The following is a 16073-nucleotide window of genomic DNA, read 5'->3' on the forward strand; positions in this document are numbered from 1 at the left end:
ATAGCTATTAGCTCCTAAAACAGATTAATTAGATTTTTAGATTACATACAGAATGAGTACAACATTAGAAAGAAATGCTCCCATAACAGCGCCAGAGCATAACGAACATCCTCAAAGAAAGTGGCAGGACTACTTTGGCTTTAGTACCGATCATAAAGTAATTGGTATTCAGTATTTAGTTACTGCTTTTTTCTTTTACTTTGTTGGTGGCGCAATAGCCGAGGTGATGCGTACTGAACTTTCTACTCCCGATCCCGATTTTGTGCAACCCGAGTTTTACAATCAGCTTTTGACTATGCACGGAACAATTATGTTGTTTCTGTGGATTATCCCTGCGGGGGCAGGATTTGCTAACTATCTAATTCCGCTGATGGTTGGGGCAGAAGATATGGCATTCCCCCGTCTTAATACGGTTGCCTTCTGGATGATCCCCCCAGGCGGTCTTTTACTACTAAGCAGCTTTTTTAACGGTGCGCCCCAAGCTGGTTGGACTTCCTATCCGCCGTTAAGTTTAATGAGCGGTAAATCGGGAGAAGAAATTTGGATTCTTAGCGTATTGATCTTGGGAGTATCTTCAATGTTGGGGGCAATTAACTTTGTCACCACTATCCTGTTGATGCGAATGCCCGATATGGACATTCACAGTATGCCTTTATTTTGCTGGTCAATGCTAGCAACTTCGGGCTTGATTTTGATTGGTACACCTGTACTAGGAGCGGCTCTAATATTACTTTCTTTTGACCTGATTGCCGGAACAGCATTTTTTAATCCTGCGGGGGGTGGCGATCCGATAGTTTACCAGCATATGTTCTGGTTCTATTCTCATCCTGCGGTATACATCATGATTTTGCCCTTTTTTGGCGCAATTTCGGAAATTTTGCCCGTTCATGCTCGCAAACCCATCTTTGGCTATAGAGCGATCGCCTATTCTAGTTTGGCAATTAGCTTCTTGGGTCTAATTGTTTGGGCGCATCATATGTTTTCTAGTGGTACTCCTGGCTGGTTGCGGATGTTTTTTATGGCAACCACGATGGTTATTGCCGTGCCGACGGGGATCAAAGTGTTTAGCTGGTGTGCGACTATCTGGGGTGGAAAACTCAGTCTCAACAGTGCGTTTATCTTTGCCGTTGGTTTCCTTTCGTCCTTTTTAATTGGTGGTTTGAGTGGGGTAATGGTGGCATCTGTGCCATTCGATATCCATGTCCACGACACTTACTTTATTGTGGCTCACTTCCACTACGTCTTGTTTGGTGGTTCGGTATTTGGCTTATTTGCAGGAGTTTATCACTGGTTTCCTAAAATGACTGGGCGTATGGTTAACGAAACCTTAGGTCGGATTCACTTTGTCATGACTTTTGTGGGCTTCAACATTACTTTTCTGCCCATGCATCAATTGGGTTTACAGGGTATGAACCGCCGTGTTGCTCTTTACGATCCTCAGTTTCAGACTCTTAACATGGTCTGTACGATTGGGTCATATATCCTGGCACTGTCTACCTTCCCCTTCATTATTAATATTATTTGGAGTTTGTATAAAGGAGACAAAGCTGCCCGTAACCCATGGCGTGCTTTAACCTTGGAATGGCAAACAGCTTCCCCCCCAATCATCGAAAACTTTGAAGAAGAACCCGTATTGTGGGCAGGACCTTATGATTATGGTGTAGATACGGAAAGTATCGATGGCGATGAAGATGTCCAAGATATGTTAGCAACAGTCACCGCCGAAGGTTCGTAAACAAAAGATATTGTAGGGGTTTGGCAATGCTAAATCCCTACCTGAGTTATTAATTCATGACAAATAAGTATATGCAAGGTTCAACCGTAGATAATAAATCCCAAATAGCGAATGCGAAGCTAGCCGAAGGCATCGCCTTTGAACAAGAAGCAGAACAGGGGCATCATGGACATCCCGATCATCGGATGTTTGGTCTATATATCTTTTTAGTTTCCGATAGCATGACCTTTATCGGCTTTTTTGCAGCATTGCTGATCTATCGGGCGATTATGCCCGTTTGGCCACCCGAAGGTACGTCTGAACTAGAATTGCTAGTTCCAATTATTAACACTTCAATCCTTGTGGCTAGTAGCTTTGTCATGCACGAAGGACAAAAAGCCTTGAAAAATGGTAATGTCAAAGGCTTGCAAAAGTGGTTTGCTATTACCGCAGCAATGGGTGCACTTTTCTTAGCTGGTCAGGCTTATGAATATTTCCATGCTGAGTTTGGTCTAACTACTAACCTGTTTGCTAGTTGCTTTTATGTCTTGACTGGATTCCACGGTTTGCACGTTTTGACAGGAGTATTACTAATACTCTCTGTTTTATGGCGATCGCGTGAATCAGGTCACTATTCTAGCAGCAGTCATTTTGGAGTAGAAGCAGCCGAGATTTACTGGCACTTTGTTGATGTTATTTGGTTAGTCTTATTCGTCTTGGTATATCTAATTAATTAATCTCTACGATAAATTTCTTCGATTCGAGCAATTTAATCAATTGGGGGCGTTGCAAAATGCCCCTATTTTTTTGAAATATATAATAAAATATTGGACTGATAAACCAGATGAAATATGCTGCAAATCTTTCAAGTATAATCTTCGTAACTTTTGGCATAATTGCTTTTCCTTTAAACGAAACCAAAAGAGCTTTAGCTATTGGGTGCGATACTTATTATCGAGTAACTGGACAAATCGCTGGCTGTAGCGATCTGTCTACTGAATTTGCTAGAGAAGTTTGGTTAGAAAGATATAGCGTTTGCTTGCAACAACAATTATCAAGAGAAATCTCTATTTACAACAATCAACTAGAAACTTATTATACTAAATGGAACAAAGATGCGGAACAAAATATAACCTTAAATAATATTTCGTTCCAGGAGCAAAATACATCGCCTCTTTCCTTATCACAAACCCAATCGGCAACTTATTAAGGAAACGCCGATTTCTGTAATCGAGAATAAATAAAATTAGAAAATTGATTTAGGTTATTGATTTTGTAGAAATGTTTAATTAAAGCATCTCTATTTTTTTATCTAAAAGTTTTCGCCCATGTAGTTGGTAGAGCCGATCGCAATTTATACTAAATCTTGTTCACAGAGGTTACTTTTAATTGCCCCCTTCGGATAGGTGTGGAATAAGCTTCTTAGCCAGAAGCATTTCCACCCACCCTAAATCCCCCAAATATGGGGGACTTAAAGAAATTCGATAATGACCTTTATCAATCGGATTTAGTATTAGATATCGCAACCATGAAAATAGGCGATTACCCTTCGGGCTTGCTCTAAAGGACTCGCTATGTATCGCGCTTCGCGATCGCGATAATTTACCGACTATATTTATATAGTTAGATGATCAAGCGGCGATCGCTGATTTACAAAAAGCGGCACAATTGTCTCAGCAACAGGGAAATACAGTACTTGATCAACAAACACAAGAGGTATTATAACAGGTGGAATAGATGAACGTTGAGCGCGTTAGTTCCTAATTATTAGCCAATAATTGCCGAGCAAAATGAGGCGATCGCAATTATTGAGCAGAAAAGTTGATTTTGTAGAATATGAATAATTGTTCATTGCTCCGATGAACCCTTTGCGTTAATAATTAAAAATAGGTAACTATACTTGGGTTTAATAAATAACGGCGATGAGCGCGATCGCCTTTGAGAGGATAATAAAATGTTAAATACTAAATCAGTTTTAGAAGTATTACGTCCCGTACAAGACCCTGAGCTACAAAAAAGTCTTGTCGAGCTAAACATGATTCGCAACGTGACTGTAGATGGAGGAAAAGTAAGCTTTACATTAGTATTAACCACTCCTGCTTGTCCTCTGAGAGAATTTATTGTTGAGGATTGTCAAACCGCGGTCAAAACACTATCAGGAGTAGAAACCGTAGAGGTAGAGGTAACTGCCGAAACTCCTCAACAGAAATCTTTGCCCGATCGCACTTCTGTTCCAGGAATCAAAAATATTATTGCGATCTCTAGCGGCAAAGGCGGTGTGGGTAAAAGTTCCGTGGCTGCTAATGTAGCGGTGGCTTTAGCTGCTAAAGGTTCAAAAGTCGGCTTGTTAGATGCTGATATTTATGGTCCTAACGCGCCTAATATGTTTGGCTTGTCTGATGCCAAAATTGCGGTTAAGCAAGGCAGCAGTGGCGAAATACTAGAGCCTGCTTTCAATCATGGCGTCAAGCTAGTTTCGATGGCATTTTTGATTGACCCAGATCAGCCTGTGATTTGGCGCGGTCCAATGCTTAACGGTATTATTCGGCAGTTTCTTTATCAGGTAGAGTGGGGCGAACTAGATTACTTAATCGTCGATATGCCTCCTGGTACAGGAGATGCTCAATTAACTATGGCTCAGGCTGTCCCAATGGCAGGGGCAGTAATAGTGACAACGCCTCAGACTGTATCTTTGATAGATGCTCGTCGTGGTTTAAAAATGTTCCAGCAGTTAGGCGTAAATGTACTAGGAATTGTCGAGAACATGAGCTATTTTATACCCCCCGATCGACCAGAAAAAAGCTATGACTTGTTTGGTTCTGGTGGTGGCGAAAAAACTGCTAGAGAATTGGATATTCCTCTATTAGGCTGCGTTCCTTTAGAAATTGCCTTGAGAGAGGGGGGCGATAACGGGATTCCCATTGTAGTTGCCCAGCCTGAGTCGGCTTCTGCTAAAGCTTTAGTGGCGATCGCCGAACAAATTGCTGCTAAAGTCTCGATCGCTGCCTTTGCATAAAGGGATTTTTTGTATTCATCCGTTATCGAATACAGTTCCCACTTCCAGGCGCATTCCATTAACAAAGTCCCAACCAGACTGAGCGCGTTTTCCCGCAAGCTGGACTTGTTTGAGGAGTAATAATTCTGAACCTGTTTGCACTACCGCACCCTGGTTCTTAATATTACTAACTATTTCTCCAGGTTTACCCGTAAGAGAGCATAATTCTGGATATTGCTGCTTTAGGCTGCTATATTCTTCTGGCAAGCTGTCGATAGTATTTTTGGTAATTGGAACTGTAGCAATAATCTTTAGTCTTTTAGCTTCTAACGTAGCAAAACAGTTGGGGAAAAAACCGCGCACCTGATTATGTATGGCGATCGCACTTTTGGACCAGTCGAGCGCAAAGTCAGATCCTGCGATCAGTCTGGCGTAAGTAGCCTGGCTATCATCTTGAGGAATAGGGGTAATTGCTTGTTCTAGTTTAAATAAAGTTTCTAATAATAAATCTGCCCCTTGGCCGGCAAGAGTCACGGCTAAATCGTGAGCATTATCCAGCAGTCCAATTTCTGTTTCGGCTTTGAGCAACATATCTCCCGTATCCATGCCCACATCCATTAACATCGTGGTAATTCCCGTAGTGCGATCGCCATTAACAATACTCCATTGAATTGGCGCAGCACCACGATAGCTTGGTAGCAAAGAACCATGAACGTTAATACATCCTAGTTTGGGCATATTCAAAATTTCAGCGGAGAGAATTTGCCCATAAGCTACAACTACGAAAAAGTCGGCTTCAGCAGCTTTAAGCCGATCCAGCGTTGGTCGATCTTTTTTAATTCTTTTAGGTTGCCAGACAGGTAAATTATGCTCTAGTGCTAGCTGTTTTACTGCCGAAGGTAGAGTTTTATTACCTCTACCTCTTCTCTTATCAGGTTGAGTTACCACCGCTACAACTTCAATGTCAGATTCCAGCAGTTTGATTAGAGTCGGAACAGCAAACTGAGGAGTACCAAAAAAAACTATTTTCATCTACTGAGTAATTTGGTGAAAGTTGTGAAATTGTCTGCCATATTGCAGTCAACTAAAGCGTTAATCAATTAGGCTAACTGCTTGAATTGGCTGTTCAATTTCTGCTTGATAAACTGGCAGTTCAAACCAGAAGGTAGTCCCGACACCTACTTCGCTGTCGATATAAACTCTGCTATTGTGCTTCTCGATAATATTACGCACGATGGAAAGACCTAAACCAGTACCTTCTAAAGTATGAACTCGATTTTCTACTCGAAAGAAACGTTCAAAGATAGCTTCTTTATCTTCGGTGGAAATGCCAATTCCCGTATCAGCCACTTCTATTTTTACGGCTAGCTGATTTAAAGTATTAGATTGTGCTGGGGTTTGGTAGGCACGAACGGTAACCTTACCTCCTGAATTAGTAAATTTCAGGCTGTTTCCTACCAAATTCGTCAAAACCTGTAGTATCAGATCGTAATTACCTAATACCAAGGGTAAATTAGGCTCTAATTCCTGATATAGTTCAATTCCTTTGTCTTTGGCGTTTAATTGACAGGTTCTTAAAGTCTGTTCGATTGGTTGATTTAAATCGACCTGACTCAAATTATAAGTGCGGGATGATTCTAAACGAGATAAATCTAAAACGTCATTGACTAAACGAGTCAGACGATCTGTCTCATGGTTAGCCGTATCTAAAAATTCTCGACGCTGAACTTGGGTTAGATCTTCACCATACTCTGATAACGTTTCAATGAAAGATTTAATGTTAAATAGAGGTGTCCTTAGTTCGTGGGAAACATTGCTAATGAACTGGCTTTTAGCTTCATTTAGTTCTACTTCACGGGTAATATCCTGAATCGTCATGGCAATTCCTTTGATATTGGCGCTACCACCATCCAAAACCCGACTTAACAAAACGCGGATAGTTCTAGGTATAGGTCGGTGAAGAGTAATGCGAAATTCATCGCGATCGCTAAAATGATGTCGTTCAGATTCGGCTAAAGCTAATTCTGATTTATTCTTTTCTAGTTCAACTTTTCTCTCAATCATCTGATAAAGAGGCTTAGTTAATTTAGTGGTTAACTCTGAGGGAAGGCGATGCAGCACATTATCGCCGATCGCATCTTCTGACCAACCAAAAATACTTTTAGCGGTAGGGTTGACCAGAATAATCTGCATATTAGGATCGATTAGTACCGCACCATCAGCGATCGTCGAAACTAAAGTTTCTAGCTTAGCTTTTTCGGCAGTTATTTCTTCAATGTTTTGCTCTTCATAGTTTTCTAGCTTTTCTGCCATCAAATTAAAGCTAGCGATTAATTCACCCAATTCCCCCCGCAGAGGCAGATCGATTCTCTGTTTAAAATTTTTAGCGGCAATATTTTTTACTCCCACCAAAAGTTCTTTAATCGGTCTGGTGATCATTAGAGCATTGAAGACGTTACCCAGGATTACCATAGCCCAGATAGTAATAAACACGGCGATAGTTACATCTCGCGTTAGATTTGATGATGCCACGATCGTTGGGTTGGGATTGATTCCCACTGCCAGTACCCCTAAATACTGACTATCTTGACGCAGAGGAACAAAAACATCTGTAACTTGCCCGTTAGGGGTCTGGTGCTGTCGGATAAAGGGCAAATCGCTGTTTTGAGCGTAGTCTTCAGGTAGCTTGATTCGACGTTTAATCGTCAGCGTGTTTTGATTTTCTGCCTGAGAATAGGGAATGCCAAAAAAGATATTACCTGAGCGATCGGCATAGATCAAATAGCGGATGCTAGAGGTGCTGCGATAGAAACGAGTCGAGAAATCAGCTAGACCCTGCATATCATTTTCCGCAACCAAAGGGGCAGCATTAGAAGCAATCAAAATACTGAGATCGCTGCCAAAACGTGTGTCGTTAATATTAGATTCTAATTGAATCGTATTAACTGCCCAAAAAGTCAAACTACTCATAATCAATGAAACAACCAGAGTAGCGGCAGCCATAAGTTTTGTCTGGAGGGTAAATTCCGACCACCAGAGGGCAATAATTTTTTTAATTTTGGCAATAAAGGTCAGCAATTTATTCAACAGTAATAATAAATATTAAGTTGCCTGAATTATAGTTTACCAACTGTGTAACAAACTATTGAGTAAATCTGATGATTTGATACTAATTAATGCTAATTAATTCTAATTTTATCTATACTTATGTCCAATATCACGACGGTAATACATTCCTTCAAACTGCACAGATTTTACTGCATCATAGGCGATCGCTACTGCCTGGGCAAAATTATCCCCTATGGCAGTGACACCCAACACTCTTCCACCATCGGTAACTAAGCGATCTTGCTGTAATTTTGTTCCTGCCTGAAATATAATTACTCCTTCTTGGTTAACTTCATTTATACCAGCGATCGCCTTCCCTTTTTCGTAGGCATCAGGATAACCACCAGAAGCAGCCACTACACATACAGCACTTCCAGCTTTCCAGCTTAGAGGCGGTAGTTGCTCTAATCTTTGTTCGACACAGGCAAGCAAAATTTCGTCTAAAGGAGTATTCAGTAGGGGTAAAACCACCTGAGTTTCAGGATCGCCAAAGCGACAGTTAAATTCAATTACTTTGGGATCGCCTGAGGGAGTAATAATTAAACCTGCATATAATACTCCTCGATAATCGATGTTTCTCTGATTTAGAGCTTCTAGGGTAGGCTGCAATATTTCTTGTTCGATTCTGGTCATCAATTCTGCTGTGACCAAAGGCACGGGTGAGTATGCTCCCATGCCTCCAGTGTTTTTCCCCGTGTCTCCTTCGCCAATGCGTTTGTGATCTTGGGCAGGAGATAAAGAACGAATAGTTTTACCGTCGGCGATCGCTAATACTGATACTTCCGCTCCAGTTAAAAATTCTTCAACTACTATTTTGCCAGAATCTTTACCCAGTAATTCATCTACCGCGGCGATCGCCTCTTCCAGAGTAGCCGCCACAATAACTCCTTTACCCGCAGCCAACCCATCAGCCTTAACTACAATCGGCGCACCAACTTGTTGAATATATTCTTTAGCAGTAACCGCATTGGTAAAAGTCTGAGAGACTGCGGTGGGAATATTTGCCTGGGTCATAATCTCTTTTGCCCAAGACTTGCTAGATTCAATTCTCGCTCCTGACTTAGTAGGACCAAATACAGCAATGTCGCGCTGGCGTAGATAATCAACAATTCCTAGCGACAAGGGAACTTCTGGACCGATCGCAACCAAAGAAATTTGATTTTCTAATACCGCCCGAGCAATTCCCGCAAAATCATCTACAGCCAAGGGCAGGTTTTGGCAGTTTTTCAGCGTGGCAGTACCGCCATTGCCAGGAGTACAGATAACCTGTTCTACGTTAGGAGATTGTAATAACGTCCAAGCTAAGGCGTGTTCTCTACCCCCGTTGCCAACTACTAATACTTTCATGATCTAGATAACTACTTTGCCGGTTTGTAATTATCTCATGACTGTTGATGCTTAATTGCTAATTGTTGAAAAAGTTGAGCTACTTGGTTTAAGTCTTTATCACCAGGCGATCGCTCTACGCCACTAGAAAGGTCAATTCCGTCTGGCTGGAGACATGCTAAGGCATCGGTGACGTTATTTGGAGTTAATCCTCCTGCCAACATCCAGGGCAGAGCTGGTTTGTACTGAGCCAAATTTTGCCAGTTAATAGTTTTCCCTGTACCACCGAGCATTTGGGGCTGATATGCGTCTAGCAAAAGAGTATCTACGCAATTTGAATAAGCAGTGGTTTCGGCTAGAGATGCGGCAGATTTAATCCGAAACGCTTTAATTAATTCAACTTCTGGAGCGATCGCCAGACGTAACTGAAGGCAAAAATCAGGAGATTCTGCACCGTGAAGCTGGATTGCGGTGAGATTGGCTTTAATTACTACTGAGGTTATTTTTGCCAGGGAATGATTAGCAAACACACCTACCTTGTCGGTATGAGATGGCAAATGCTCGGCGATCGCTCTGATTTTATCTGGAGTAAGATAACGAGGTGACTGCTCGACACAGATAAAACCAATACTGTCTGCCCCTAGTGCAGCAATTTTCTGACCCTGCTTAATTTGGGTAATTCCGCATATTTTAACTCGCATTGGTTCTATAACTCCTGAATAAAGGTTTTTTTTTGCAAAACTTTGGACTACTGTTAATTATTTAGAAGAAACGCGGTTTTGCACAGAGAGATTTTTATAATTCCTATAAACAAAACCATTGGCAAAAAATATTTAAAGAGCAAGAGAGTAGAGATTTATCATGATATCTAATTTTATTTTTGCAGTTCAGTACACTCCTTCCACCATTGACTGGAATCCTACCGTAGCCATAATCATGATTATGGCTAATCTGTTTTGCATAGTTGTCGGTCGTTATGCAATTCAAAATTCAGGACAGGGTCCTGATTTGCCCGTTCCCAAACCAGAAGTATGGGATAATTTTGGCGTTCCTGAATTATTAGCAACTACGAGTTTGGGACATATATTGGGAGCAGGAATTATTTTAGGATTAGGCAATGCAGGGGTTTTGTAGTAGTGAACCACGGACAATGGACTTCTGGCACGAATCATAAATCTTGGTTAAGTCAGAAGTCAGGAGTCAGGAGTCAGGAATTAAAAACTATCATCGAAAAAGTATTATTTATGCAAGAGGTCTAATGGAACAATATCTAATAATCAATTTTGTTGATTAAATTTCCATTTTAATAAACTAGGATCTAAAAATTTCACCAGTCTTAAGGGGAATTTGCTGTTGCTAATCACTGCTCCATATTCAGCATTAAGATAATCAGCGTAAACTGGTTGCTCTGTAATGTACGTACCAAAAAAAGCCAAGCCCAACTGTTGAACATAGTTTTGGGCTATTTTTGGACTAGGCCCGATCGCCTGTGTGGGTACGGGTATGCTACCAGCGGATTCATTTAGGGTAGAAAAATGTGTCCCGCCTTTAAGCAGCACCAAATACTTCTCGGTGCTAGTGAGCCAGGTAAAAGGAATAATTTGCTCGGGTAATGCAGGGGTAATCGGGTCAGCACTGCCCGAGATGAACATTACTGGGATATCAATCTCACTTAAGTTCTCTTGACCAAATACAGAGCTAACCAAAGGGTTAATCGCGATCGCTGCTTTAATTCGTTCGTCTTTTAATTCAGCTGGACTAATTCTAGCTGGTAGCTGTAATGCCAGGCATTGAATCAGCAAAGATAAATTCCAAGAGTTGTCTAGATCGGGGCAATCACGTTCGAGTGTATGCCAATTTAATTCTGCCCCTGCTAGTGCCAGAGTAGTATATGCGCCAAAGGACTGACCGATCATGCCGACATTGTTAGTATCGATTCGACTAGCGTAACTTTTGGCTAATCTATCGAGTAAAAATTTAATATCAAGAGGTCGATCGATCAATTCTTCTGGAGGAGTAACATTGCTATCTAAACCGCTCAGCAAAGCTTCAATTTGTTTCGCGCTGCTGCCTGGATGTTCTGGTACGGCAACCGCAAAACCATGAGAGGCTAAATGTTGGGCAAAGTAGGCAAATGTGGTCAGATCTCCACCCAAACCATGGGAAATAACCACTAAAGGTAATGGCTCTTGGCTTTTAGTTATGGGTAGATATAGTTCTACGGGAAAAGTGCGCTCGCGGTTTAAATCTTTCATGGTCAACATCTCTCGGCGATAGCGATATTCTCCGGGAATTGACAAATCTAAATTTCTAACTAGAGGCATTGTCTCAGCAATTTCTTGACGTTCTCTGAGTGATTCTTGTTCTACCGTCGAAATTGCGTAAGCATTACTTTGAACTACCTTGCTCAAATTTTTAACAATTTCTAATCCTTGGCTAGAATCAACTCGCAGCACATCGGTAGGAAATTTCTTCAGTACGTTGAGGGGAGTCAAGCCCTCTTGGTCTGCTGCTGCCAAAATTAAAGCAGAACGAAGCGCGTAAAAACCAGGTTGGCGTGCTTTAGTTTTAATTACCCGTGCGACTCGCTCTAAAATTTTCTCTCCCTGATAAGAAAAAAGAAATTGCGCGATCGCTAGAGGACCAAAATCAGCACTAGTACTCAAACCAACTTTAAACTGTTCTAACTGCTGTGGAGTTAGAAAATCAGCATAGCTTTTTAATGCTCCTTCCAGCTCGCCTGTTTGAGCATAAGTTTCCAAAGAATCAACCGATACCGAAAATTCTAACGCTCCATAATTAAGAATAATATCTTCTGCTCCCACTGCTTTTTTGCCTAAATATCCCCACAAACCCACACAACAGCCGATCTGTAAAGCTCCTAAAGTAAGACGTGACCAGATCTTACTAGGTTGTAAGCTGGTTCGGTTTGGCATTGAATTTGTGAATGAAGCAAGAATCATTCTAAATTAGGAAAATATGAACATTAAGTAATAAAACTATTACTGTTTTAACATTTTCGTTCGATTTATTTAATTAACGCGAATTTTGGCTGAGCTTAAAAACAATTTTTTTACCCAAACCAGCGGCAATTATTGATGAGAAAAACATACAGCTCATTATTTGTAGCCTATGGCTCTGGCGATCTAGAACTACCTTTACCCGAGCTGACATTGATTCAGGTCTACCTTTGGTTTTAAAATTAATGCTTCTCATTTCAGCTTTAATTGGCAGATTTTTAATTTACTATCAAATATTGACAAGATGAAACAGCTCAAAGGACGGGATCTACTCAGCACTGGCGATTTAAACACAGCAGAAATCACCGATTTGCTAAAATTAGCTCGTCAGCTAAAAAGCAAGGAGTTAGAGATTAAATGCAACAAAGTTTTAGGACTGTTGTTTTATAAAGCCTCAACTCGCACCAGAGTTTCCTTCACTGTGGCAATGTATAAGTTAGGAGGACAGGTCATTGACCTCAACCCTAGCGTGACCCAGGTTGGTCGTGGTGAACCCATAGAAGATACCGCTAGAGTTTTAAACCGCTACCTGGATATTCTGGCGATCCGTACCTTTGCTCAACAAGATCTCGAAACTTTTGCTAACTATGCCCAAATTCCCATTATTAATGCTTTGACCGACTTAGAGCATCCTTGCCAGATCTTGGCAGACTTGATGACGGTTCAAGAATGCTTTGGCTCGCTACAGGGCAAAACTTTAACCTATTTGGGAGATGGTAATAATATGGCTCACTCATTACTGTTAGGTGGGGCGCTAACGGGTTTAAATATAAGAATTGCTACACCCCAGGGTTATGAGCCAAAACCCGAAATTGTCAAACAGGCTCGAGCAATTGCTTCAGGCAAATCAGAAATAGTTGTTACTCAAGATGCGATCGCTGCGGTCGAAGGAGCGCAGGTGGTATATACCGACGTTTGGGCAAGTATGGGACAAGAAGAGCTGGCAAATCAAAGAATTCCGCTCTTTCAGCCCTATCAAGTCAATCAGCAGCTATTAGAACACGCTGACTCCGAAGCTATTGTTCTCCACTGTCTACCCGCCCACAGAGGAGAAGAAATTACCGCTGAAGCAATTGAAGGTGAGCGATCGCGAGTTTGGGATCAGGCAGAAAACAGAATGCACGCTCAACAAGCATTACTAGCTAGTTTACTGGGATGGGAATAGCATCACCCCCTTAAATAGATTAAATTCCTGAAATTCGACGTTCACACTGAGCATAGCGATCGCTTTCCATGTAGTTCAATAACCAGCTAGCAATAGTAGCCCGACGAGTTTGTCTAGGTCCAAATTCTCCTAGCTTATAACCTTTAAAATCCAATTTTTCTTTGAGAAGCTGTTTGTTTTCCTTGGGAATCGAACGAGTTAGCTTTACCGTTGGTGGACGATTAGCAATAAAGTCTGGTGGTTCGGGATATTTCTCTCTCCAGTCGTCGGCAACCTCGGTTGTATTCCAGGTTTGGCTGGCTGCATCATAGCGATAGCCTAAATAATGCCAAACTAGTTGATTAGCGATCGCATCATCTAGTTCTTCATTGAGGATTGCCCAAACTGTATCAGTATTTAAACGAGGTAAAGTCAATAAGGTAGACATAAATAACCTGAGTTTTTATAAAAATAATGTATGTAGATCGTCACTAATAATCGATCTAAATCCAGCATAAACCCAGGCAAAATATTTTTTCCTAAAAATATGTTGAGCAAGTTGGTTTAATCTTGCTGCCTGCTATCGGAATTACTTCTCTATGTACTTGCAGCGACAGTTTTTTAAAACTACTAATTCAATTTGAGTCGGATTGAGAAAAATTTGCTCTGGTATCAAACTGTACTGAAAATTTAACAATTTGAGTTGTATTGTCAGTAGCACAATTCAATCTCGTTCTTTGGATCTGCCAAAGCCAAACTTGATGAACGCTTTTAATCTGTCCGTCACAGAAAATGTTCCTCAAACTAAGCCAGCTATGAATAGCTACCCAGAGCTAGATAGCTTTTTAAATATTTTGCGATCGCTGATTCGTGAACCTTCGGTTGTGGGCTGCGAAGATTCTTTTTTTCGCGTACTCAGTCGAGAACTAGAAGAAATTGGGGTTCAGGTACAATACTATTATGGCGTTCTAGTAGCACAGGGTAGCAAGCCCCACGATCTAATCCTCTCAGCACATATAGACCGTCACGGCTTATTGTGTACGGGAGCAAATGAGTTTCAATATGCCGCCTTTGTTTCGGGCAACAGCAGCGATTTGACGGGAGACTCTGTTTCTGAACAGATGATGCACACCATCGAGAATCGATTTCAAGGACAGCAGGTACAGGCGCATCTGCCCTATACGGGAACTTATTTAGGTCAGGGATACATCGTCAACTCTTATATTTGCCCTGCAAGAAACAACCTAATCTTTGAACTGGATGGTTTGGAGTTTTTACAGCCAGGTACGCCCATTTCTTTTCTCGATCGCCTAAAAGTCGCTAATGGACGTATTTCCGCTCAAATAGACAACGTAGTTAGTGCAGCTTTGATCGTCTACCTGTTCCGCCGTGGTTTTTCAGGCACTGCCTTATTTACCGCCCAAGAAGAAGCAGGTAAAAGTTGGCGTTACGCTCTTTCTTGGTTTCAACGCCAGCAACTAACCACACAACGCTTGTTAGTCCTAGATACTAGCCCTTATCCCACAACCGAAGCAGCAGAAGCACAACAAGTAGTACTGCGTCACAAAGATGCCAATGGTTTTTTTGCTCCAGAATTAACCGCAGAAATAGCGCAAAAGTGCGAACAGATGGAAATTTCTTATTCTTACAAAGATGAGTATATCGAAGCTCAGAACAAACTACGCAGCCAACCCTATTCGTTAGGTCGAACTGAATTGGGGAGAATAGCAACAGCAACAGACGGGCAGATCAACGGCACTACTCTACAAATTCCTTCCACTGATTATCATACTTCCGACGAGACTACTTCTCTATCTTCTATTGAGGCAGTAATTAGGATATTGATGTCTTATGTGGAGTGAATAAAGCTGAGAAGATGCTGGGCTACAGTTTGAGGTTGCTCCCAGTGGGGTGTATGTCCGACTCCCCGAAGCCAAATTAATGCTGAATCGGCGATCGCCTGTTTGAATCTACTCGCTGCTTCTGTGCCTAACATTTCATCTCTCTCACTCCAGAGAATCAAGGTGGGCTGAGTAATTAAAGGAATACGGTTAGCTAAATAATAATAGCCACCACTGCGGGTAAAATCTCTGATTGCTCTTTCCCAGTTGGGCATTAATGAAGGCAAAGCAGCACAGCGAATCGCATCTTCGATATTGGCGTCGAATAAATCAAAACTTTTTCCCCAAAATAGAGTTTGAATCCTTCGTTGTCGCCAAAACTCTACCGCTAGCCAGTCAATTGGTTCAAACAGGAATTTTCCCAAGAGAAAACTACCGCTATAACCTACTGAATTAATTAAAACTAATTTATCTACTGCTTCAGGATAGGTAGTAGTAAAATCAATCGCAACCGCACCACCCATAGACGCACCGACTAGAATGACTGGACGTTTAATCATCTTCTGCCAAAAACAGTGCAGATGCTCCTTAATTGTTTGAGGATTGTAAACTATATTTAATAAACGTTCGGTAAACCCGAAGCCCAATAAATCTACAGTCCAAGTTTGTTGGTTTGTTGCTAATAAAGGATAAAGACGACGAAACTCAAGCAAGGAACTGTCAAAGCCGTGTAATAGAAGAATAGGCGGATTATCCTCCCCTAATTTTACATAGGCTGTATTAATTGCCCTGTTTGATAGAGAAGTTGAAATTGGAATACGCTTAATGCTTTTGGCTAAGGAAATGGAATCGCTATTTTCTAATAGGTTTGTCGCTTCGGGCAGAAAGTCAGGAAACATGATTAGGTTGTAGCGATCGCTATGAT

At 41.4% G+C, this 16073-nt stretch carries 15 protein-coding genes; 8 read left to right on the top strand and 7 right to left on the bottom strand.

Annotation, left to right across the window (positions count from 1 at the left end; translation table 11 throughout):
- Positions 1-52: 52 nt before the first annotated feature.
- From ctaD to V6C71_11400, 4 genes are all read left to right on the top strand, one after another.
- Positions 53-1735, top strand: a complete 1683-nt coding sequence (gene ctaD, locus V6C71_11385) for a cytochrome c oxidase subunit I (protein ID HEY9769078.1) — start codon at positions 53-55, stop codon at positions 1733-1735.
- A 56-nt stretch (positions 1736-1791) separates the two neighbouring features.
- Entirely contained in the window at positions 1792-2451 is a 660-nt protein-coding gene (locus V6C71_11390) for a heme-copper oxidase subunit III (GenBank protein HEY9769079.1), read from the top strand.
- Between the two features lie 107 nt (positions 2452-2558).
- On the top strand, positions 2559-2924 hold the full coding sequence (locus V6C71_11395; GenBank protein HEY9769080.1) for a hypothetical protein: 366 nt from the start codon (positions 2559-2561) through the stop codon (positions 2922-2924).
- A 744-nt stretch (positions 2925-3668) separates the two neighbouring features.
- Positions 3669-4730: an Mrp/NBP35 family ATP-binding protein gene (locus tag V6C71_11400; GenBank protein ID HEY9769081.1), complete on the top strand. Its 1062-nt coding sequence runs from the start codon at positions 3669-3671 to the stop codon at positions 4728-4730.
- 15 nt (positions 4731-4745) lie between these two features.
- Here the strand turns inward: V6C71_11400 and fmt are convergent, their stop codons facing one another.
- The 4 genes from fmt to V6C71_11420 form a co-directional block, all read right to left on the bottom strand.
- A complete protein-coding gene (gene fmt, locus V6C71_11405) occupies positions 4746-5741 on the bottom strand; it encodes a methionyl-tRNA formyltransferase (GenBank protein ID HEY9769082.1) in 996 nt (331 codons plus the stop codon).
- Positions 5742-5801: 60 nt separating this feature from the next.
- Positions 5802-7796 carry an ATP-binding protein gene (locus V6C71_11410; GenBank protein HEY9769083.1) on the bottom strand — a complete coding sequence of 665 codons (1995 nt, stop codon included), beginning with the start codon at positions 7794-7796 and terminating at the stop codon, positions 5802-5804.
- Positions 7797-7904: 108 nt separating this feature from the next.
- Positions 7905-9164 carry a phosphoribosylamine--glycine ligase gene (gene purD / locus V6C71_11415; GenBank protein HEY9769084.1) on the bottom strand — a complete coding sequence of 420 codons (1260 nt, stop codon included), beginning with the start codon at positions 9162-9164 and terminating at the stop codon, positions 7905-7907.
- A gap of 35 nt (positions 9165-9199) precedes the next feature.
- A complete protein-coding gene (locus V6C71_11420) occupies positions 9200-9844 on the bottom strand; it encodes a phosphoribosylanthranilate isomerase (protein ID HEY9769085.1) in 645 nt (214 codons plus the stop codon).
- Positions 9845-10004: 160 nt separating this feature from the next.
- Here V6C71_11420 and psaK point away from each other — a divergent pair, with 160 nt between their 5' ends.
- Positions 10005-10277, top strand: coding sequence for a photosystem I reaction center subunit PsaK (gene psaK / locus V6C71_11425; protein HEY9769086.1), 273 nt, complete (start codon positions 10005-10007; stop codon positions 10275-10277).
- Between the two features lie 2 nt (positions 10278-10279).
- Entirely contained in the window at positions 10280-10402 is a 123-nt protein-coding gene (locus V6C71_11430; GenBank protein ID HEY9769087.1) for a hypothetical protein, read from the top strand.
- Positions 10403-10420: 18 nt separating this feature from the next.
- On the opposite strand, the gene V6C71_11435 is transcribed toward V6C71_11430, so the two are convergent.
- A complete protein-coding gene (locus tag V6C71_11435; GenBank protein ID HEY9769088.1) occupies positions 10421-12079 on the bottom strand; it encodes an alpha/beta hydrolase in 1659 nt (552 codons plus the stop codon).
- Between the two features lie 328 nt (positions 12080-12407).
- Here V6C71_11435 and argF point away from each other — a divergent pair, with 328 nt between their 5' ends.
- On the top strand, positions 12408-13328 hold the full coding sequence (argF, locus tag V6C71_11440; protein HEY9769089.1) for an ornithine carbamoyltransferase: 921 nt from the start codon (positions 12408-12410) through the stop codon (positions 13326-13328).
- Between the two features lie 19 nt (positions 13329-13347).
- Here argF and V6C71_11445 read toward each other — a convergent pair whose 3' ends face one another.
- Positions 13348-13755, bottom strand: a complete 408-nt coding sequence (locus V6C71_11445) for a DUF1823 family protein (protein ID HEY9769090.1) — start codon at positions 13753-13755, stop codon at positions 13348-13350.
- Positions 13756-14005: 250 nt separating this feature from the next.
- Between V6C71_11445 and V6C71_11450 the strand changes: the two genes are divergently transcribed.
- On the top strand, positions 14006-15169 hold the full coding sequence (locus V6C71_11450) for a hypothetical protein (GenBank protein HEY9769091.1): 1164 nt from the start codon (positions 14006-14008) through the stop codon (positions 15167-15169).
- On the opposite strand, the gene V6C71_11455 is transcribed toward V6C71_11450, so the two are convergent.
- Complete coding sequence (locus V6C71_11455) at positions 15157-16047, bottom strand: alpha/beta fold hydrolase (protein ID HEY9769092.1); 891 nt, start codon at positions 16045-16047, stop codon at positions 15157-15159. The genes V6C71_11450 and V6C71_11455 overlap by 13 nt on opposite strands.
- Positions 16048-16073: the final 26 nt, after the last annotated feature.

The sequence above is a fragment of the Coleofasciculaceae cyanobacterium genome (assembly GCA_036703275.1).
GTDB lineage: Bacteria > Cyanobacteriota > Cyanobacteriia > Cyanobacteriales > Xenococcaceae > Waterburya.